17 protein-coding genes are annotated in these 19,485 nt (G+C 72.0%); 3 read left to right on the top strand and 14 right to left on the bottom strand.

The window, feature by feature from the left end; translation table 11 throughout:
* Nucleotides 1–5: 5 nt before the first annotated feature.
* From ACZ4VF_RS22970 to galT, 4 genes are all read right to left on the bottom strand, one after another.
* Complete coding sequence (locus tag ACZ4VF_RS22970; RefSeq protein ID WP_467928164.1) at nt 6–452, bottom strand: hypothetical protein; 447 nt, start codon at nt 450–452, stop codon at nt 6–8.
* A gap of 182 nt (nt 453–634) precedes the next feature.
* A complete protein-coding gene (galK, locus tag ACZ4VF_RS22975) occupies nt 635–1,789 on the bottom strand; it encodes a galactokinase (RefSeq protein WP_467928165.1) in 1,155 nt (384 codons plus the stop codon).
* A complete protein-coding gene (gene galE / locus ACZ4VF_RS22980) occupies nt 1,789–2,751 on the bottom strand; it encodes a UDP-glucose 4-epimerase GalE (protein ID WP_467928167.1) in 963 nt (320 codons plus the stop codon). Before galE ends, galK begins: the two co-directional genes overlap by 1 nt.
* Nucleotides 2,748–3,809 carry a galactose-1-phosphate uridylyltransferase gene (gene galT / locus ACZ4VF_RS22985; protein ID WP_467928168.1) on the bottom strand — a complete coding sequence of 354 codons (1,062 nt, stop codon included), beginning with the start codon at nt 3,807–3,809 and terminating at the stop codon, nt 2,748–2,750. Before galT ends, galE begins: the two co-directional genes overlap by 4 nt.
* A gap of 203 nt (nt 3,810–4,012) precedes the next feature.
* Between galT and ACZ4VF_RS22990 the strand changes: the two genes are divergently transcribed.
* Nucleotides 4,013–5,704 (top strand): sodium:solute symporter family protein, encoded by a 1,692-nt coding sequence (locus ACZ4VF_RS22990; RefSeq protein WP_467928169.1) that lies wholly within the window; start codon nt 4,013–4,015, stop codon nt 5,702–5,704.
* Between the two features lie 21 nt (nt 5,705–5,725).
* Nucleotides 5,726–6,067 carry a hypothetical protein gene (locus ACZ4VF_RS22995; RefSeq protein WP_467928170.1) on the top strand — a complete coding sequence of 114 codons (342 nt, stop codon included), beginning with the start codon at nt 5,726–5,728 and terminating at the stop codon, nt 6,065–6,067.
* Nucleotides 6,068–6,149: 82 nt separating this feature from the next.
* Here the strand turns inward: ACZ4VF_RS22995 and ACZ4VF_RS23000 are convergent, their stop codons facing one another.
* The 4 genes from ACZ4VF_RS23000 to ACZ4VF_RS23015 all read right to left on the bottom strand — a co-directional run bounded on the left by ACZ4VF_RS23000 (nt 6,150) and on the right by ACZ4VF_RS23015 (nt 12,717).
* Entirely contained in the window at nt 6,150–6,836 is a 687-nt protein-coding gene (locus ACZ4VF_RS23000; RefSeq protein WP_467928172.1) for a helix-turn-helix transcriptional regulator, read from the bottom strand.
* Between the two features lie 175 nt (nt 6,837–7,011).
* Nucleotides 7,012–8,808, bottom strand: coding sequence for an outer membrane protein assembly factor BamB family protein (locus tag ACZ4VF_RS23005; protein WP_467928174.1), 1,797 nt, complete (start codon nt 8,806–8,808; stop codon nt 7,012–7,014).
* A gap of 89 nt (nt 8,809–8,897) precedes the next feature.
* Nucleotides 8,898–10,700, bottom strand: coding sequence for an outer membrane protein assembly factor BamB family protein (locus ACZ4VF_RS23010; protein ID WP_467928175.1), 1,803 nt, complete (start codon nt 10,698–10,700; stop codon nt 8,898–8,900).
* A 208-nt stretch (nt 10,701–10,908) separates the two neighbouring features.
* Nucleotides 10,909–12,717, bottom strand: coding sequence for an ABC-F family ATP-binding cassette domain-containing protein (locus ACZ4VF_RS23015; RefSeq protein ID WP_467928176.1), 1,809 nt, complete (start codon nt 12,715–12,717; stop codon nt 10,909–10,911).
* A gap of 183 nt (nt 12,718–12,900) precedes the next feature.
* Between ACZ4VF_RS23015 and ACZ4VF_RS23020 the strand changes: the two genes are divergently transcribed.
* A complete protein-coding gene (locus tag ACZ4VF_RS23020) occupies nt 12,901–13,497 on the top strand; it encodes a Uma2 family endonuclease (RefSeq protein ID WP_467928178.1) in 597 nt (198 codons plus the stop codon).
* Nucleotides 13,498–13,502: 5 nt separating this feature from the next.
* On the opposite strand, the gene ACZ4VF_RS23025 is transcribed toward ACZ4VF_RS23020, so the two are convergent.
* From ACZ4VF_RS23025 to rsmI, 6 genes are all read right to left on the bottom strand, one after another.
* A complete protein-coding gene (locus tag ACZ4VF_RS23025; RefSeq protein WP_467928179.1) occupies nt 13,503–14,396 on the bottom strand; it encodes a 4-(cytidine 5'-diphospho)-2-C-methyl-D-erythritol kinase in 894 nt (297 codons plus the stop codon).
* Nucleotides 14,393–15,262: a 16S rRNA (adenine(1518)-N(6)/adenine(1519)-N(6))-dimethyltransferase RsmA gene (gene rsmA, locus ACZ4VF_RS23030; RefSeq protein ID WP_467928180.1), complete on the bottom strand. Its 870-nt coding sequence runs from the start codon at nt 15,260–15,262 to the stop codon at nt 14,393–14,395. The genes ACZ4VF_RS23025 and rsmA overlap by 4 nt, the downstream gene beginning before the upstream one ends.
* A 120-nt stretch (nt 15,263–15,382) precedes the next feature.
* A complete protein-coding gene (locus ACZ4VF_RS23035) occupies nt 15,383–16,783 on the bottom strand; it encodes a ubiquitin-like domain-containing protein (protein WP_467928182.1) in 1,401 nt (466 codons plus the stop codon).
* Nucleotides 16,784–16,897: 114 nt separating this feature from the next.
* The gene (locus tag ACZ4VF_RS23040; protein WP_467928183.1) at nt 16,898–17,797 is read right to left on the bottom strand and encodes a TatD family hydrolase; all 900 of its coding nucleotides are present in this window, start codon (nt 17,795–17,797) and stop codon (nt 16,898–16,900) included.
* Between the two features lie 47 nt (nt 17,798–17,844).
* Nucleotides 17,845–18,252, bottom strand: a complete 408-nt coding sequence (locus ACZ4VF_RS23045; protein WP_467928184.1) for a hypothetical protein — start codon at nt 18,250–18,252, stop codon at nt 17,845–17,847.
* 217 nt (nt 18,253–18,469) lie between these two features.
* Entirely contained in the window at nt 18,470–19,339 is an 870-nt protein-coding gene (rsmI, locus tag ACZ4VF_RS23050) for a 16S rRNA (cytidine(1402)-2'-O)-methyltransferase (protein ID WP_467928186.1), read from the bottom strand.
* Between the last annotated feature and the right edge of the window lie 146 nt (nt 19,340–19,485).

Raw genomic sequence — 19,485 nt, forward strand, 5'->3', positions numbered from 1 at the left:
GGGCGTCAGTGGCCCTTCCGGTCGTCGAAGCCCTCGTCGAGCGCCGAGATGCCGCTGACCGAGCCGGCGATGTACGAGTCGTCGGCGTCGTGCCGGTTCTTGGTGTAGCGCAGGTGGTTGGAGATGTGCGCGCAGGCGTCCAGCAGGGTCTTCGTCTGCTCGCTCCATCGCTGCGTCACATGCTCCAGCGCGTCTCCCAGGGCGAAACCCTCGCCCTTGAGTCCGCCCGCCGCCGCCTCGGAGGTCACGCTCGCGTGCCCGCTGTAGGTCGTGAAGTGGTCGAACAGCTCGTGGGCCGCCTTACCGACCGCTTCGAGATCCTCGTGCCCTACGACAAGGTCTCCCTTGGTGCTGCCACCGCCCTGGTCGGCCGGGTACTGGTTGAGCTGCATGCGTGTGGAATGCCGATCGGCCGCCCGGGCCTTCAGCTGGTCCCATTCCTCCCACGCCATCGTTGGCCTCCCCCGCGTCTCCTGATGCACAGCCGGGCACGGCGGTGACGGGCGTGTACATTACCGCCAGGCCACGTCAAGTCACGCGCGGGGCACGGGGCTTCGCTCTTCGCGCGCGGTGCCGGTACGACATCGGCCCCGTACACGATGATCACGTACGGGGCCGGTCGGGGCGACGGGCGTCAGCCCAGCCGGCGGGCCCCCGCCGACGGAACCGCCTCGAAGACGCGGGGTGCGGTGAAGGCCGCTGCCGCGAAGGCCTCCTCGATCGTCTTGGTGAGGGTGTCGACGTCGGTCGCCTCCGCCAGGACGATCGCCGAGCCGCCGAAGCCGCCGCCCGTCATGCGGGCGCCGAGGGCGCCGTGGGCGAGGGCGGTGTCCACGACCAGGTCCAGCTCCGGGCAGGAGATGCGGAAGTCGTCGCGGAGGGAGGCGTGGCCCTCGGTGAGGATCGGGCCGATGGAGCGGGGGTCGCCGGCGCGGAGCAGGGCCACCGTGCGCTCGACCCGCTGGTCCTCGGTCACCACGTGCCGCACCAGGCGGATCACCTCCTCCTCGTCGCCGAGGCGGGCGAGGGCCGCGTCCAGGTCGTCGTAGGGGATGTCCCGCAGGGCGTCGACGCCGAGCAGGGCCGCGCCCTTCTCGCAGCCGGCCCGGCGCCTGCCGTACTCGCCGCCGCTGTGGGCGTGCTTGACCTGGGTGTCCACGACCAGCAGGCGCAGGCCCTCGGCCGCGAGGTCGAAGGGGATCTGCTGCTGGGACAGGTCGCGCGTGTCCAGGAACAGCGCGTGGCCCTGCTCGCAGCAGGCCGACGCCGTCTGGTCCATGATCCCGGTCGGCGCGCCGACGTAGACGTTCTCGGCGCGCTGGCACAGGCGGGCCAGTTTCCAGCGCTGGAGGCCCAGGTCGTACAGGTCGTTCAGGGCGAGGGCGATCACGACCTCCAGGGCGGCCGAGGAGGACAGGCCGGCGCCCGTCGGGACCGTCGAGGAGAGGTGGACGTCCGCGCCGGTGATCTCGTGGCCCGCCTCGCGCAGGGCCCAGACCACGCCCGCCGGGTACGCCGTCCAGTCGTGGTCGGTTCCGGGGGCGAGGGCCTCCAGGCGCAGTTCCGCGACGCCGCCCTCGATGTCCGCCGAGTGCAGGCGCAGGACGCCGTCGGTGCGACGGGAGACCGCCGCGAGCGCCTGGTGCGGCAGCGCGAACGGCATGACGAAGCCGTCGTTGTAGTCGGTGTGCTCGCCGATCAGGTTGACCCGGCCCGGCGCCGCCCACACCCCCTCCGGCTCCGCCCCGTACAGCTCGGCGAAGCGCTCGGCGACCTGCTGTGCCCCCACTACTGCTCCCTTGTGATGCTCTGCGCGAACTCCCACGCGTCCGCGACGATGCCCGCGAGGTCCGCGCGGGTCGGGTTCCAGCCCAGTTTCTCGCGGGCGGTGTCCGCGGAGGCGACCAGGACGGCGGGGTCGCCGCCCCGGCGCGGGGCGGTGACCTCCGGGATCGGGTGGCCGGTGACCTCGCGGACGGTCTCGATGACCTCGCGGACGGAGAAGCCGTTGCCGTTGCCGAGGTTGCAGATCAGGTGCTCGCCCGGCCGGGCGGCCGTCAGCGCCAGCAGGTGGGCCTCGGCCAGGTCGGCGACGTGGATGTAGTCGCGGACGCAGGTGCCGTCGGGGGTCGGGTAGTCGTCGCCGTAGACCGAGATGGCGTCGCGGCGGCCCTGGGCGACCTGGAGGACCAGGGGGATGAGGTGCGACTCGGGGTCGTGGCGCTCGCCCTGCGCGCCGTACGCCCCGGCGACGTTGAAGTAGCGCAGCGACACCGCGGCCAGGCCGTGGGCGGTGGCCTCGCCGGTGATCATGTGGTCGACGGCGAGCTTGGAGGCGCCGTAGGGGCTGGTGGGGCGGGTCGGGGCGGTCTCCGGGATCGGGGTCTGCTCCGGCTCGCCGTAGGTCGCCGCGGTGGAGGAGAACACCAGCGTGCGGACGCGGGCCTCGCGCATCGCGGCGAGCAGCGCCATGCTGCCGCCGACGTTGTTCTCCCAGTACTTCTCCGGCTTCACCACCGACTCGCCGACCTGCGAGAACGCGGCGAAGTGCAGCACGCCGTCGAAGGAGGGGTCGAGCCACTTGGCGGCGTCGCGGATGTCGCCCTCGACGAACGCGGCTCCCGCGGGCACGCCCGCGCGGTGGCCCGTGGAGAGGTTGTCGAGGACGGTGACCTCGTGGCCGGCCTCCAGCAGGTGCTGGGCCACGACACTGCCGACGTATCCGGCCCCACCCGTCACCAGGTACTTCATGAACTCGCTACCTCTCGCAGTCGCTCGGCCGCGCGCTCCGGCGGCACGTCGTTGATGAACACGTTCATGCCGGACTCGGAACCCGCGAGAAACTTCAGCTTGCCGGAAGTGCGGCGGATGGTGAAAAGCTCGAGGTGAAGCGCGAAGTCGTCGCGCGTCACCCCGTCGAACTCCTCCAGCGCGCCGAACGGGGCCTGGTGCCAGGCCGCGATGTACGGCGTCGGAGCCTCACCCGTGCCGAAGATCCGGTCGAAGCGCCTCAAGAGTTCCAGATACACCTGGGGGAACTCTGTGCGTGCCGCCTCGTCCAGCGCGAGCAGATCGGGCACGCGGCGCTTCGGGTACAGGTGGACCTCGTAGGGCCAGTGCGCCGCGTACGGCACGAAGGCCGCCCAGTGTTCACCCTCAAGGACGACCCGCTCACCGGCGAGTTCCCGCGCGAGGACCGCGTCGAACAGGTTCTCCCCGCCGGTGGCCTCCTTGTGGGCGGCCAGCGAGCGGAGCATCAGCGCGGTGCGGGGGGTGGTGAAGGGGTAGGCGTAGATCTGTCCGTGCGGGTGGCCGAGGGTCACACCGATCTCGGCACCGCGGTTCTCGAAACAGAACACCTGCTCGACGGAGGGCAGATGCGACAGCTCCGACGTGCGGTCCGTCCACGCGTCCAGCACCAGCCGCGCCTGGTCCCCGGTGAGGTCGGCGAAGGAGGCGTCGTGGTCGGAGGTGAAGCAGACGACCTCGCAGCGGCCGGAGTCGCCGGCGAGGGAGGGGAACCGGTTCTCGAAGACGACGACGTCGTACGAGGAGTCGGGGATCTCGCTGAGCCGGTCGCCCCGCGTGGGGCACAGGGGGCACTCGTCGGCCGGCGGGTGGTAGGTGCGGCCCTGGCGGTGGGAGGCGACGGCGACGGAGTCGCCCAGCAGCGGGTCGCGGCGGATCTCGGAGGTGGTGACCGTACGGTCCAGCGGGCGCCGGTCGGCCGCGTCGCGCACGGTGTCGTCCCGCAGGTCGTAGTAGATCAGCTCACGACCGTCGGCCAGCCGGGTCGAGGTCTTCTTCACGCCGGACTCCTTGTTCGGGCCCTACGGGTGCGGCCGCACTGTCCTCACCCAATCACTCAACACAATCAAACATAACAGATCACACTCCGACACACCCTTGGTCGATCACAATCAAACAAAGAACACCAGCAGAAGTGTTCAAATACTGAACACGGCGGCGTAGGTTCCGCTCTGGATCAGTTCGCGCAACGAAGCGAGTTCTCATGCACACCCCCACAGACGCCCCCGCCTACCTGGCGGCGGAGCTACGGCTCCCCACCAACTGGCTGGACTACACGATCCTGGCGATCTACTTCGTCGTCGTCCTCGGCATCGGCTTCGCCGCCCGCCGCTCCGTGAAGACCAGCCTCGACTTCTTCCTGTCCGGACGCTCGCTGCCCGCGTGGATCACCGGCCTCGCCTTCATCTCGGCGAACCTGGCGGCCACCGAGATCCTCGGCATGGCCGCCAACAGCGCCCAGTACGGCGCCTACACCGTCCACTGGTACTGGATCGGCGCCATCCCCGCCATGGTCTTCCTCGGCCTGGTGATGATGCCCTTCTACTACGGCAGCAAGGTCCGCTCGGTCCCCGAGTTCCTGCTGCTGCGCTTCGACCGGGCCGCGCACCTGCTCAGTTCGGCCCTGTTCGCGTTCGCCGCGATCCTCATCGCCGGCGTCAACCTCTACGCCCTCGCGATCGTCGTGGAGGCCCTGCTCGGCTGGCCGCAGTGGGTCGCCATCGTCGTCGCCGGCGCCTTCGTCCTCGCCTACATCACCCTGGGCGGCCTGTCCTCGGCGATCTACAACGAGGTCCTCCAGTTCTTCGTGATCCTCGCCGCGCTCATCCCGATCACCGTCCTCGGCCTGAAGAAGGTCGGCGGCTGGGGCGGGCTGACCGACAAGCTCACCGCGACCCACGGCGCCGACTTCACCACGGCCTGGGGAGGCACCGGCATCGGCCACGCCAACCCGCTCGGCGCCAACTGGCTCACCATCGTCCTCGGCCTCGGCTTCGTGCTCTCCTTCGGCTACTGGACCACCAACTTCGCCGAGGTGCAGCGCGCCCTGTCCGCGAAGAACCTCTCGGCGGGCCAGCGCACACCGCTCATCGCGGCCTACCCCAAGATCTTCATCGTCTTCCTGGTGATGATCCCGGGCCTGGTCGCCGCCGCTCTGATCCCGAAGTTCGGCACCGCCGGCTCCGGCTACCAGTACAACGACGCCATCCCGTACCTGATGCAGGAACTGCTGCCCAACGGTGTGCTCGGCATCGCCGTCACCGGTCTGCTGGCCGCCTTCATGGCGGGCATGGCGGCGAACGTGTCGTCGTTCAACACGGTGTTCACCAACGACATCTGGGCGAAGTACGTGGTCCGGGACCGCGAGGACGGCTACTACGTCCGCTTCGGCCGCCTGATCACCGCGATCGGCGTCTGCGCCTCCATCGGCACGGCGTTCCTGGCGTCCTCGTTCTCGAACATCATGAGCTACCTGCAGACGCTGTTCTCCTTCTTCAACGTGCCGATGTTCGTCGTCTTCGTCGTCGGCATGTTCTGGAAGCGGGCGTCCGCGAAGTCCGGGTTCTGGGGCCTGCTCGCCGGCACCGTCACCGCGATGGTCAACTACTTCGTGCTGTACAAGAAGGGCATCGTCTCGATCCCCACCGACCAGGGCGCCAACTTCGTCTCCGCGATCGCGGGCTTCGTCGCCGGCGCGGTGGTGATGGTCGCGGTGTCCCTGTTCACCAAGCCGAAGCCGGCGGAGGAACTGCAGGGCCTCGTCTACGGCACCCGCTCCCCCGGCATGTCCGAGCCGCCCGCCGAGGGCGACGACGCGTGGTACCGCAAGCCGGCCCTGCTGGGCTGGGGCGCGGTCGTCCTCGCCGCCGCCTGCTACATCCCGTTCTCGTTCTGACGCGGGAGGATCGAGGAAACCATGACCGAGCACCCTGAGCGCCCCGACCGTCACCGCTACACCGAGGAGGAGGTGGCGCGGCAGGTCACCGATCTGGAGACCAAGTCCGCGACGGCGGCACGGATCTTCGACCTGCGCCGCATCATCGGCGGACTGTTCGTCGTCTACGGCGTCATCGTCACGATCACCGGGATCACCGACTCCCAGGCCGCGATCGACAAGGCCGAGGGCGTCAACATCAACCTGTGGACCGGCATCGGCATGCTGCTCCTGGGCATCTTCTTCCTGGCCTGGCTCAAGCTCCGGCCCACGCCTCCGCCGCTGCCTCCGGAGGGGCTGCCGGAAGAGCGAGAGGGGGCCTGAGGCTCCGCTTCCGCCCGCGGGCGCGTGGGAGCTGCTCGCGCAGTTCCCCGCGCCCCTCGGCGGCGCTCCGGCGCGGGGGCGCCTACTCGGGGACGGCGCCCCGCACGGGCCCGGCCCGGTCCAGCAGGCCCGTCCTGGCGGCCAGCGCCGCCGCCTCCAGCCGCGACCCCACCCCCAGCTTCATCAGGACGCGCTGGACATGCGTACGGGCCGTGCTCGGGGCGATGCCCATGCCGGCCGCGATCCGCCGTGTGTCCTCGCCGTCGGCCACCCGGACCAGCACCTCCACCTCCCGCGGCGTGAGCATCTCCAGCAGCCGCTGCGCCTCGTCGTCGGGCTGCGCGGCCGGGTTCAGCAGTTCGGCGAAGGCGCCCTGGAGCAGCAGCGGGGCCACCGCCGCCTCCCCGGCCCGGGCCTTCATGATGGCCCGCTCGACCCCCTCGATCCGCTCGTCGTGCCGCACGTACCCCGACGCCCCCGCGGCGAAGGCCGCCGCGATCCCGCGCGGCGACGGCACCGGGCCCAGCACCAGCACCGCCACCTGCGGACGCTCCCGCTTGATCTTCACGACCGGGTCGAAGACCCCCGGCTCGGCCGGTGCGGCCGTACCCAGCAGGCACACCTCGGGCGCCCGCGCGATCACCAGGTCCGCCGCGCCCGCCGCCGGTGCCGCCGAGGCGACCACCCGGTGCCCGCGCAGCTTGAGCGCCGACGCCAGCGCCTCCGCCAGCAGCCGATGGTCGTCCACGACCATGAGCCGCACTCCCATACACCAACCCCCCAGTCCCCCAGGCACCCCCGCCCTTCATGCCCCCGGAAGCTACACGCTTGTTCGACGTCGCGCTGCCCCTCTTCATGAGAAGTGCCCCGGATCGATGAAATCCGGGGCACTCCTCGGCAAGTCACCCATTCGGGCGAGGCCGGCGAACGGCGGGGCGCAGGCGTCAGCCGTCGGTGCCGAACGCCATCACCAGGTACTCCTTGCTGGAGGACGACATGTCCCGCTCCTTGGCCCACACGGCGGACATGTACAGCCGGCCCTTGCCGAAGAGCAGCTCGGAGTACTCCGGCAGCAGATTGGCCTCCGAGTCCCGCACGCTCTTCACCGACGGGTTCTCCAGCAGCTTGGTCGCCTTGAACGAACCGCCGTCGAGGCTGACGACCTGGCCGCCCTTGTTGTAGGGCGGTGCCTTGTAGGCGAGCAGGTTGCGTCCGTCCAGGCGCAGCGGGGAGAGGGTGTAGCCGTCACCGGCCTCGGCGCGCTGGCCGGTGGGCTTGCCGGTCTTCAGGTCGAAGGAGACGATCTCGTTGGTCCGGGTGTAGTCGCCCGAGCCGTCGTGCGGCTCGGTCATCAGGTACAGCCTGCCGTTGCCCGCCACGACCTGCTTGCAGTCCTCGATCCGGGTGATGCCGTCGCAGCGGCCCCCGTAGGTGTCGCCGGGCGCGGGGATGCGGGCGAGCAGCTTGCCGGTCTTGTCGTCGATGGAGAAGTAGTCCGAGACACCGCTGCCGTCGCCCGCGCTCTGACCGACGTCGGCCGCGACCACCAGCGGGTCGGTGGAGACGATGGAGGGGTAGTCGACGCCGGCCGGCATCCGGTACTCGGAGATCACCTTGCCGCCGGCCGGGTCGATGGTCTGGATGTTCAGCTGCGGGTTGTCGTACTCGCCGCACTTGCGCACCGCGACCAGCCGGGTGCCGCCGGCGTACCCCACGTCATGGCAGGTGTCGTCCGGCTTCGGCTGCCACAGCGCCTTGCCGGAGCCGATGTCGAACGCGGCGCCGCCGTCGGAGCTGCCGACCGCGACGGTGCGCTGGGCGACCGTGACGTTCTGGAAGGTGATCGGGAAGTCACCGGACTCCACCGTCTTCGTCCACAGCTTCTTGCCCGCGGCGAGGTCGATCGCCGCGATCTGGCTACAGCCCGCGGTGGAGCCCTTCGCGGGCATCTTCGGCTGGAAGGTGATCGCGGTCAGGCCGTCGGAGGTGACGTGGTGGCTGCCCGCGCAGATCGGGCCGGGCAGCTTGATCGTCCACCGCTCGGTGCCCTTGGCCGGGTCGTAGCCGACGATCTCGGCGATGCCGCTCTTGGCGTAGACGGTGTCCGTCAGCCAGGAGCCCACGGTGCTGGTCGTGTCGTCCGCCTTGGGCAGCGGCACCTCGAAGAGGACCTTGGCGGCCGGGTCGGCCGGCGCCTTCTCCTTGCCGCCACCGCCGCCGCTGCCCCCGGAGCCGTCCTTGCCGCCCGTGCCGCCGCCGGAGGAGGCGGTGTCGTGCCGCTTGCCGTCGTCGCCGGAGGACTTGGCGTACCAGATGCCACCGCCGACGATCAGGGCGATGGCGACGACCGCCGCGACGACGATGAACAGCACGGCGTTGTTCCGCCCGCCGCCGCCCGGCGCCGGCTGCGGCTGCATCGGCATGCTCGGCGGCCGGCCCTGGCCCGGATAGCCGTACCCCGGCTGCCCGCCCGGCAGGGGCTGCGTGGGCTGCGCGTAGGGGTTGGGCGGCTGGGCGCCGTAGCCCGGGGGCGGCGCCGCGGGGTGGGCCGGGGGCTGCTGGGCGTAGGGGTTGGGCTGCGCGCCCGGATAGCCGTAGCCGGGCTGCGGCTGGGCCGGCGGCTGCGGGGGCGGGGTCTGCGGGTAGCCGTACCCCGGCTGCGGCGGCGGCCCGGCCGGCGGGTTCGGGGGCTGGCTCGGGGGTTGCTGGGGCGGCGGGGGCGGCGGGGGCGGCTGGGTCATGGTCCGGGTACCTCGGGGACGCTCGGGAGGCCGTACGGCGACGGCGGGCTCGGGAGGAACGGGCTGGGGCCGGGAGGAACGGGCCGGGCTCAGTTGCCGAAGGCCATCATGAGCTTCTCCTTCGAGTCGTCGTCGCCGGACAGCCGGCCGGAGGAGATGAACAGCCGCCCGCCGGTCCAGTCGACGACGCCGTCGTAGAAGGCGTTCTCCGCGCCGGCGGCGCCCTGCGGGTTCTGCAGCAGCCGGGTCGTCTTGTGGGAGGAGCCGGTGACCGGCACCGACACCACCTGGCCGCCCGTGTCGTACGACGGCTGCACATAGGCGACGAGCTTGCCGTCCTCGACCTTCACCGGCGCCATCGGCCGGTCCGACGGGGAGCCGACGCGCCACTTCGCCTTGCCGTCGGCGAGGCTGATCGCGACGATCTCGTTGGCGCTGACGGTGGAGTCGGTGGGCAGGTACAGCGTGTCCGCGTCGACCGCGACCCCCTGGCAGCCCTGCAGCTCCCGCTCCAGGACGGCCCAGCCGCAGCGGGGCGCGAACTTCTCGTTCACCTTGACCTCGGAACGGAACTTGCCGTTCTTGTCGAAGGTGGAGATGTTCCAGGCCTTCTTGTCCCGGTTGGTCAGGTAGACCACGAGCGGGTCGACCGAGAACGTCCGGGTCACCTCCCAGCCCTTCTTGACGGTCTGGGTCCAGCGCACCTTGCCGGTGGCCGGGTCGAGTTCCTGGATCTCCTCGTGCTCCTTGCCGGTGCCGGCGCCGCAGGAGGCCACCTGGATCAGCCGGCCGGTACCGCCGGCGAAGGCGGCCGGGAAGCAGGCCGCGCCGTACCTCTTCTTGTCGTACAGCTTCTTGCCGGTGCCGATGTCGTACGCCGTGCCCGACTGCGAACGGCCCACCATCAACGTCTTCCCGCTGACCGTGAGTTCGACGGACATCGCGCTGTCGAACAGCCCGCCGTCGGCGACCTCGGCGGTCCAGCCCTTCTCGCCGGTGCGCAGGTCCAGCTGCTGGAGCTGGTTGCACTTGGCGCGGTCGCCGCCGCCGTTCATGTACGCCACGACGACCTTGTCGTCGGCCGACTTCTGCGGGGTGACCGCGCAGATCTTCTGCGGGAAGGCCAGCGGGCCCCAGGCGGTGCCGCCGTCGGCGGTGCGGAAGGCGAAGACCTGCTTGTACGCCGCCTTCACCGCCGTGTCGCCGGTGATCCACATGCCGGGTGCGTCGGCGCCGGAGGCCGGGGCGTCCGGTGCCGGCTTGTACCAGAGCACCTTCGCCTCGCCGGCCTGGCGGTCCTTGTTGAGGTTCTCCGGGTCCTCTCCGCCGGACGCCGTCGGCGAGGAGGTGGCGGAGTGCTTGGGGTCGTCGCTGTGCCGGGCCACGGGCTTCTTGTCGCCGCCGCCGTCGTCACCGCCTCCGGACACCGCGAACACCGTGCCGCCGATGACGAGCAGCGCGGCCACCGCGGCACCGATGATCAGTGCCGTCTTCTTCCGGGAGCCCTGCGGGCCGGGGACGGGACCGCCGGGCGCGGCACCGGGCATGCCCGGGTACGGCGGCTGCTGCGGGTGACCGTAGCCGGGCTGCGGCGCGCCGTACGGGCCGGGCTGGGGCGGCTGGCCGTAGGGACCGGGGGCGGCGCCGTAGGGGCCCGGCTGCTGCGGGGGCTGCTGCGGGTAGCCGTAGCCCGGCTGGGGCGGCTGCGGGGGCATGGCGGGCGGCTGGGGGGCGCCGAAACCGCCCTGCGCGGGCGGGGTCTGCGGGGCCGGGCCGAAACCGCCCTGTACCGGTGGCGTCTGCGGGGCCGGGCCGAAACCACCGCCCTGCGGCGGCTGGTCCTGCGGCGCTCCGAACCCGCCCTGCGGCGGCTGGTTGGGCGGCTGAGTCATCAGCGCTCTTCCCCCTCGTTCACTGATTTTTAGCCACGCCCTGAGGTTCGTGACGGACCCAAGGTCGCTTTACAGACAGTTCTCAGACGGCTCTTTCTATCACCCGGCACAGACAGCACACGGGGCCGCGTCCTCCCCTGTTCCCAAGGGAGGACCGGCCCGTGATGCCGTTGTTATGCGCCTTCACGCCCCCTTCACGCGACGGGCGTCAGGCGTCCTCCGCCAGTTCCAGCCAGCGCAGCTCCAGTTCCTCGCGCTCCCCGGCCAGGTCCCGCAGCCGGGCATCGAGTTCGGCCACCTTCGCGAAGTCGGTGGCGTTGTCGGCGATCTGGGCGTGCAGCGTGGACTCCTTCTCGGAGATCTTGTCCAACTGCCGCTCGATCTTCTGGAGTTCCTTCTTCGCGGCCCGCTGGTCGGCGGCGCTCTTCTCGGTGGTGGCCGGCTTCGGTGCCACGGCGGCGGCCTGCGCGGCGACCGCCTCCTCCATGCGCCGGCGCCGCTCCAGGTACTCGTCGATGCCGCGCGGCAGCATCCGCAGGGCGCCGTCGCCGAGGAGGGCGAACACCCGGTCCGTGGTGCGCTCCACGAAGAACCGGTCGTGGGAGATGACGATCATCGAGCCGGGCCAGCCGTCGAGGACGTCCTCCAGCTGGGTGAGCGTCTCGATGTCGAGGTCGTTGGTGGGCTCGTCCAGGAAGAGGACGTTGGGCTCGTCCATGAGCAGGCGCAGCAGCTGCAGCCGGCGCCGCTCGCCACCGGACAGGTCACCGACCGGCGTCCACTGCTTCTCCTTGGTGAAGCCGAACGTCTCGCACAGCTGCCCCGCCGTCATCTCGCGCCCCTTGCCGAGGTCGACGCGCTCCCGGACCCGCTGCACGGCCTCCAGCACCCGCCAGGTCGGGTCGAGTTCGGCGACCTCCTGGGACAGGTAGGCCAGCTTGACGGTCTTGCCCACGGCGATACGGCCCCCGGCAGGCTGCTCCTCGCCCTCGCTGCGGGCCGCGGCGGTCATGGCCCGCAGCAGCGAGGTCTTCCCGGCGCCGTTGACCCCGACGAGACCGATCCGGTCGCCCGGCCCGAGCTGCCAGGTGACGTGCTTGAGCAGCACCTTCGGACCGGCCTGGACGGTCACGTCCTCCAGGTCGAAGACGGTCCTGCCGAGCCGCGAGGAGGCGAACTTCATCAGCTCGCTGCTGTCCCGGGGCGGCGGCACGTCCGCGATGAGCTCGTTGGCGGCCTCGACCCGGAAGCGCGGCTTCGACGTCCGCGCGGGGGCGCCGCGCCGCAGCCAGGCCAGCTCCTTGCGGATCAGGTTCTGCCGCTTGGCCTCCTCGGTCGCGGCGATCCGCTCCCGCTCCGCGCGCGCGAAGACGTAGTCGGAGTAGCCGCCCTCGTACTCGTACACGTCACCGCGCTGCACGTCCCACATGCGCGTGCACACCTGGTCCAGGAACCACCGGTCGTGCGTCACGCACACCAGCGCCGAGCGCCGGTTCCGCAGGTGCTCGGCGAGCCAGGAGATGCCCTCGACGTCGAGGTGGTTGGTGGGCTCGTCCAGGACGATCAGGTCCTGCTCCTCGATGAGCAGCTTGGCCAGCGCGATACGGCGCCGCTCGCCGCCGGAGAGCGGCCCGATGACGGTGTCGAGGCCCTTGGGGAAGCCGGGCAGGTCCAGCCCGCCGAACAGCCCGGTCAGCACGTCCCGCACCTTGGCGTTGCCGGCCCACTCGTGGTCGGCCATGTCACCGATGACCTCGTGACGCACGGTGGCGGCCGGGTCGAGGGAGTCGTGCTGCGTCAGCACGCCGAGGCGCAGCCCGCCGGAGTGCGTGATCCGCCCGGTGTCGGCCTCCTCCAGCTTGGCGAGCATCCGGATCAGGGTGGTCTTGCCGTCGCCGTTGCGTCCGACGACCCCGATCCGGTCACCCTCCTGCACGCCCAGCGAGACCCCGTCCAGCAGGGCACGGGTGCCGTACACCTTGCTGACGTTCTCGACATTGACCAGATTGACGGCCATTTCACTCCTGTGCGCGGGGCTGGACTCGATATGCGGCTCCGCCGCGGGGGTCAGCCTTCTAGCGTAGGGCTTCGGGGGAGGGGGTTGGGGGGTGAGGGGGTGGTCACTCTTTGTGGTGACTCGATCGGGACACGGCCGCTACCGTGGAGGACAGGCAGCAGGATGCCGTCCATGGGAGGAACCATGACCGCCGAGTCCGTAGAGCACCGGGTTCCCTGGCCGGTGCCGCCGCTGGACGGCTACACCGTGGACGACCTGTTCACGCTGCCGGATCTCCCGCCGCACACCGAGCTGATCGACGGGAGCCTGGTTTTCGTGAGTCCGCAGCGCCGATTCCACGGGAACGTAGTCGATCTGCTCGTCTTCGGCCTGCGCGCCAGTGGCCTGCCTGCCGAATTCAAGGTCAGCCGGGAGATGACCGTGATCCTCGATAGGCGCAACGGCCCCGAGCCCGACGTGAGCGTGATCCGGACCGACGCCATCACCGGGCCGGACCAGACGAGCTACCAGGCCACCGACGTGCTTCTGGCGGTCGAAGTGGTCTCGCCCGAGTCCGAGTCCCGTGACCGCACGACGAAACCGCAGAAATACGCCGCCGCCGGAATTCCGAACTTCTGGCGCGTCGAGGCGAACGGGACCGACGGCAGGCCCGTCGTCCACGTCTACGAAATCGACCCGCTCACCCGGGCGTACGTCCACACGGGCATGCACCGCGATCGCATCAAGGTCGACAAGCCGTACCCCATCGACATCGACCTGACCGCCATCGACAACCTCTGAGCTCCTCAGAGAACCGTCGCCCCCGCCACCGGCCCCGCCGCCACGCGCACCGCCCGGCACGTCCCCGAAGCCCGCAGCACCTCGGCCACCTTCTCCGCCGCCTCGGCGTCCCGCGCGAGGAACGCCGTCGTGGGCCCGGAACCCGAGACCAGCGCGGCGAGCGCACCCGCCCCGCGTCCCGCGGCCAGCGTGTCCGCCAGCTCGGGAAAGAGGGACAGCGCGGCCGGCTGGAGGTCGTTGGAGACGGCCGCGGCCAGCGCCTCGGCGTCCCCCTTCGCCAGCGCCTGGAGCAGTTCCCGCGAAGCCACCGGCTCCGGGATCTCCCGTCCCTCCGCCAGCCGGTCGAACTCCCGGAACACCGCCGGCGTCGACAGGCCCCGCTCCGCCATCGCGAACACCCAGTGGAAGGTGCCGCCGGCCTCCAGCGCGGTCAGCTGCTCACCGCGCCCGACGCCGAGGGCCGCGCCGCCGACCAGACTGAACGGCACGTCGCTGCCCAGCTCGGCGCAGATCGCGAGCAGCTCGGCCCGTGAGGCTCCGGTGCCCCACAGCCGGTCGCAGGCGAGCAGCGCGCCCGCGCCGTCCGCGCTGCCGCCCGCCATGCCGCCGGCGACCGGGATGTCCTTGGCGATGTGGAGATGGACGTTCGGCTCGATGCCCCGGCGCCCGGCCAGGGCGATCGCGGCGCGCGCGGCGAGGTTGGTGCGGTCCAGGGGGACCTGGTCGGCGTCCGGTCCCTCGCAGGTGACCCGGAGTTCACCGGCCGGGGTCGCGGTGACCTCGTCGTACAGGCCGACCGCGAGGAACACGTTGGCGAGGTCGTGGAAACCGTCGGGGCGGGCGGCACCGACCGCGAGCTGGACGTTGACCTTGGCCGGCACCCGTACCGTGACGCTCACTCGCCGCTCCCCTTGCGTTCCGCGATCCGCGCGAACTCCTCCACCGTCAGCGCCTCCCCGCGGGCCTGCGGGGAGACGCCGGCCGCGACCAGCGCGGCCTCGGCCGCCGCCGCGGACCCGGCCCAGCCGGCGAGCGCGGCCCGCAGGGTCTTGCGACGCTGGGCGAAGGCCGCGTCGACCACGGCGAAGACCTCGGCCTTGGTAGCGGTGGTCTTGATCGGCTCGGCCCGGCGTACCAGGGACACCAGGCCGCTGTCGACGTTCGGGGCGGGCCAGAAGACGTTGCGGCCGATGGCCCCGGCCCGCTTCACGTCGGCGTACCAGTTGGCCTTCACGGACGGGACGCCGTACACCTTGTTCCCGGGTGCGGCGGCGAGCCGGTCGGCGACCTCGGACTGCACCATGACCAGCGTCCGCTCGATGCTCGGGAAGGTGTCGAGCATGTGCAGCAGAACGGGGACGGCGACGTTGTAGGGGAGGTTCGCGACCAGGGCCGTCGGGGCGGGGCCGGGCAGCTCGGTGACGTGCATCGCGTCACGGTGGACCAGCGCGAAGCGGTCGGCGCGGCCGGGCATGCGCGCGGTGACGGTGCCGGGGAGGGCCGCGGCGAGTACGTCGTCGATCTCGACGGCGGTGACCCGGTCGGCGACCTCCAGCAGCGCGAGGGTGAGCGAGCCGAGGCCGGGGCCCACCTCCACGACGACGTCGTCCGGGCGGACCTCGGCGGTGCGGACGATACGGCGGACCGTGTTCGCGTCGATCACGAAGTTCTGGCCGCGCTGCTTGGTGGGGCGGACACCGAGCGCTGCCGCGAGTTCACGGATGTCGGCGGGACCGAGGAGGGCGTCGGGGGTGGGGCTGCTCACGGGGACAAGGGTACGGGGGCGGAGGGGGCCGGATCGCCAGGTGTCCGGCGCGGGGCCGCGGGCGGGCGGGCACGCCGGGCGGGCACCGCACCGCGCGGCCCGCCGCACGGGGGTCCTTCCCTAGCCGCGCAGCCGCGCGCCGCAGTGCGGCCAGGGGCTCGTCCCCTGCCGGACGTACAGCTTCTTCGCGCGGTACGTCTGTTCCTCCGCCGACGCGTCCTGGGGGCGGCCCGTGCCGCCGAGGCTGTGCCAGGTGCGGGTGTCGAACTGGTAGAGCCCGCCGTACGTGCCGGAGGGGTCGACGGCGTGCGGCCGGCCGCCGGACTCGCACGCGGCGAGCGCCTGCCAGTTCAGGTGGTCCGCGCCGGACACGGAGTCGGGCCGCGGCTTGGTGCCCACCCGCACCACCTGCTTGCGCGGCAGGCGCACCACCTCGGACCGCTCCAGGCGCGGCTTCTGCCGGACGCCGTTGACGGTGCGCAGCAGGAACGTGGTGCGCCGCAGCCCGGGTCGTCCGGGCCGCGCGACGACCTCGGTGCCCGTGAAGAGCGAGGGATCGTCGGTGCGTTCGACCCGGAAGGGGATCTGCTCCTCGCGGACCTCTCGGCTGCCGGTCACCCGCAGCACGGTCACCGTCTGCCCGTCGCGCGGGAAGCTGTCCTGCGGGACCGAGGTGGTGTCCTGGCCGTGCAGGGTGATCCCGGCCTCCTCGACCGCTTCCCGGACGGTGGCCGCGTTGGTGCGGATGGTGCGGGACCGGCCGTCCGCCATGACCGTGACCGCGCGCTCGGTGCGCACGTCGAGGGCGAGCCCGGCGCGTCCGATCCGCTGGGAGCGCGAGGTCGACAGGTACGCGCCCTCGGCGCGCACCCCCAGCTCGTGCAGCGCCCCTTCCACGGTGTGCGCCGTCGTCCACACCTCGTGCCGCCGGCCGTCCAGCGTGAGCCGCACGGGGCGGCCGTACCGCACCGCGACCTCGTCGCCACTGGCGAGCGCCGTGCCGGGGGCAGGCGCGATCATGTCGTGGGCCCCGACGCGCACGCCCTCCTCGGCGAGCAGTTCGCTCACGTCGTCGGCGAAGGTGTGCAGGCTGCGCTGCCGGCCGTCGACGCTCAGCTCGATCGCCTTGTCCTCGGCGACGAAGGCGGTGGTGCCGCCGGCCAGGAAGGCCACGACCAGCGCCTGCGGCAGCAGCCGGCGCATGGCGGACTCCGGCCGGTCGGAGTCGCGCGCCCGGCGCCGGCGCGCGGCCCGCCCCCCGGCTCCTTCGGCGGGCTCGGCCTCCGGGACCGCCGGCTCCCGGATCACGGCCTCCGTGATCGCGGCCTCCGGGATCACCGTTTGGAGCGTGCCGGCCGTCTGCCGGGGCAGCGGCGGAGCCGGTTCCGTGACGAAGTACGCCTCGGCCTCGTAGGCGGGCCGGTAGGTGTCCCTGCCGAGGCCGTGGGGCAGGGTCTCCGCCGTGTGCACGGAGGCCTCATGACCGTAGGGGTCGTACGTCCCGTAACTCGACTTGCTCACGCCGACACGCTCCAGGGGGCCACAGGGGTCCGGTTCGGGCCCCCAGAACCTAGCGGAGGGTCGGTCACTCTCCAAAGCGACGCGACTACGTACTGTTGCGCCCCGAACGGGTGATCAGTAGTCGAAGGCCCGGGCGGTGTTCGCCGCCAGGGCCGTGGCCAGCGTGTCCTCGTCGGTGCCCCGCACGCCGGCCATCGCACGCACCGTGACGGGGATCAGGTACGGCGCGTTGGGGCGCCCGCGGTACGGCGCCGGGGTCAGGAAGGGCGCGTCGGTCTCCACGAGGACCAGCTCCAGCGGGGCGACGGCGAGGGCGTCCCGCAGGTTCTGGGCGTTCTTGAAGGTGACGTTGCCGGCGAAGGACATGAAGTAGCCCTCGCGGGCGCAGATCCCGGCCATCTCGGCGTCACCGGAGTAGCAGTGGAAGACGGTGCGCTCGGGGGCGCCCTCCTCCTTCAGGATCCTGAGCACGTCGGCGTGGGCGTCGCGGTCGTGGATGACGAGCGCCTTGCCGTGCCGTTTGGCGATCTCGATGTGGGCGCGGAAGGACCGCTCCTGGGCGGCCTTGCCCTCCGGGCCGGTGCGGAAGTGGTCGAGGCCGGTCTCGCCGACGCCCTTGACCTGCGGCAGTGCGGCGAGCCGGTCGATCTCGGCGAGGGCCTCGTCCAGCGCCGCGTCGCCGCCCGCCGGCCGGGCGCCCTGCCGTGACCAGCCGTCGGGATCGCCGTGGACGATGCGCGGGGCCTCGTTGGGGTGGAGGGCGACGGCGGCGTGGACGCTCGCGTGGGCGGCGGCGACCTCGGCGGCCCACTGCGAGCCCTTGATGTCGCAGCCGACCTGCACGACGGTCGTCACGCCCACCGAGGCGGCCTTCGCCAGGCCCTCCTCCACCGTGCCGGACTGCATGTCGAGGTGGGTGTGGGAGTCGGCGACGGGCACCTGGAGGGGCGCCGGAAGCGGCGGAGCCGCCTTCTTGTCGTCGTCTGCGGAGCTGTGGCCGGCGTTCGAGGGCATGCCCCGATCCTACGGAAGGGGCATGCCCGCGCGGTCCGGTGCCCGGCTCAGCTCGCCCGGCGCTGGAAGGGGTGCAGGAGGTCGGAGAGGTGCCAGTGGTGCGGTTCCGCGGCGGCCTGGCCCGGCACCGGGGGCACCTCGACGGGGCCCGCCGCCGGCACCCCGTGGTGCTGCCGGGCGGCCGCGCCGCGCACCGAGGAGACCTGGCCCGCGCGCATGATCCGCACGACGTGGCCGTCACAGTTCTGGCAGGCGGGCCGGCTGAGGGGCGACGGCACCACCCGGCCGTCGGCCACGTACAGCACGAACTGCTCCCCCTCGGCGTTCGTGTGGTGCTCTATCTCGTACGACTGCTCCCAGCCGTGCCCGCAGCGCATGCAGGCGAACGAATACGACTCGTGAACGACGGCCGAGGCCATACCGCGGAGCCCGGTCTGCCCTGCTATGTCACTCATGCCAGCTCCTTCTTGCACGGGTGCGTCCCTCTTGGACGGGTGCGTCCCTTCGACCAGTGGACGCCTCCGCGGGCCCGAACGCAGCAGGTCTGTCGAGTGTTGGAGCCGTTTTGGACATCGCTTGCCGAACCGACTCGAATGAGACGGCTGGGCTTTGCCATCGACGCCAGCCTTTTGCCCTCCCATGGGGCGCGTGCTCAGCCGAGGCGATCCCTGCTCAGGAGGGTGCCGCGGGTCGGCTCGGGTCCGTCTTCTTGGCCTGGACCACGGCGTCGAACACGACCCGTTTGGGCAGCCCCGCCTCCACCGCCACCGCCGCGATCGCCTCCTTGCGGCGCTCTCCGGCCTCCTCCCGCACCCGCACCCGGCGCACCAGCTCCGCGGCGTCGAGTTCCTCCGGCCCGGTCTCGGGCGCGCCCTCGACCACGACGGTGATCTCCCCGCGCACGCCCTCGGCCGCCCACCGCGCCAGCTCGGCCAGCGGACCGCGCCGCACCTCCTCGTAGGTCTTGGTCAGCTCGCGGCAGACGGCGGCGCGCCGGTCCGCGCCGAAGACCTCGGCCATCGCGGCGAGGGTGTCGTCGAGCCGGTGCGGGGCCTCGAAGTAGACGAGGGTGCGCCGCTCGCCCGCGACCTCGCGCAGCCGGGACAGCCGCTCGCCGGCCTTGCGGGGCAGGAAGCCCTCGAAGCAGAACCGGTCGACGGGCAGCCCGGACAGGGCGAGCGCGGTGAGCACGGCGGACGGCCCCGGCACGGCGGTGACCTTGACGTCCCGTTCCACGGCGGCGGCGACCAGCCGGTAGCCGGGGTCGGAGACGGAGGGCATGCCGGCGTCGGTCACCAGCAGCACGCGGGCACCGCCGAGCAGTTCCTCGACCAGTTCCGGCGTCCGGGCGGACTCGTTGCCCTCGAAGTACGACACCACACGGCCCTTGGGGGTGACGCCCAGCGCCTGGGTGAGCCGGCGCAGCCGCCGGGTGTCCTCGGCGGCGACGACGTCGGCGCCGGCCAGCTCCTCGGCGAGCCGGGGCGGCGCGTCCGCGATGTCACCGATGGGGGTACCTGCCAGGACAAGGGTTCCAGTCACCCACCCATCCTCCCAGGAGTCCCGGCCCGGTTTCCGGCCACCCGCGGACGGAGGTCCCGGCCGGCGGGCACGACCGGGGGAACCCCGGGGGAATCCGACCGTGTCCCGACCGGTACCGCACATGCGCGGGACTCGCACAGGCCGGT

Source organism: Streptomyces sp. NPDC029151 (assembly GCF_055564315.1).

Excerpts from the sequence above, each read along its gene's own strand:
- ACZ4VF_RS22970 (WP_467928164.1), bottom strand. The coding sequence starts at position 452 with ATGGCGTGGGAGGAATGGGACCAGCTGAAGGCCCGGGCGGCCGATCGG.
- galE (WP_467928167.1), bottom strand. The coding sequence starts at position 2,751 with ATGAAGTACCTGGTGACGGGTGGGGCCGGATACGTCGGCAGTGTCGTG.
- ACZ4VF_RS22990 (WP_467928169.1), top strand. The coding sequence starts at position 4,013 with ATGCACACCCCCACAGACGCCCCCGCCTACCTGGCGGCGGAGCTACGG.
- ACZ4VF_RS22995 (WP_467928170.1), top strand. The coding sequence starts at position 5,726 with ATGACCGAGCACCCTGAGCGCCCCGACCGTCACCGCTACACCGAGGAG.
- ACZ4VF_RS23000 (WP_467928172.1), bottom strand. The coding sequence starts at position 6,836 with ATGGGAGTGCGGCTCATGGTCGTGGACGACCATCGGCTGCTGGCGGAG.
- ACZ4VF_RS23005 (WP_467928174.1), bottom strand. The coding sequence starts at position 8,808 with ATGACCCAGCCGCCCCCGCCGCCCCCGCCGCCCCAGCAACCCCCGAGC.
- ACZ4VF_RS23010 (WP_467928175.1), bottom strand. The coding sequence starts at position 10,700 with ATGACTCAGCCGCCCAACCAGCCGCCGCAGGGCGGGTTCGGAGCGCCG.
- ACZ4VF_RS23015 (WP_467928176.1), bottom strand. The coding sequence starts at position 12,717 with ATGGCCGTCAATCTGGTCAATGTCGAGAACGTCAGCAAGGTGTACGGC.
- ACZ4VF_RS23020 (WP_467928178.1), top strand. The coding sequence starts at position 12,901 with ATGACCGCCGAGTCCGTAGAGCACCGGGTTCCCTGGCCGGTGCCGCCG.
- ACZ4VF_RS23040 (WP_467928183.1), bottom strand. The coding sequence starts at position 17,797 with ATGCCCTCGAACGCCGGCCACAGCTCCGCAGACGACGACAAGAAGGCG.
- ACZ4VF_RS23045 (WP_467928184.1), bottom strand. The coding sequence starts at position 18,252 with ATGAGTGACATAGCAGGGCAGACCGGGCTCCGCGGTATGGCCTCGGCC.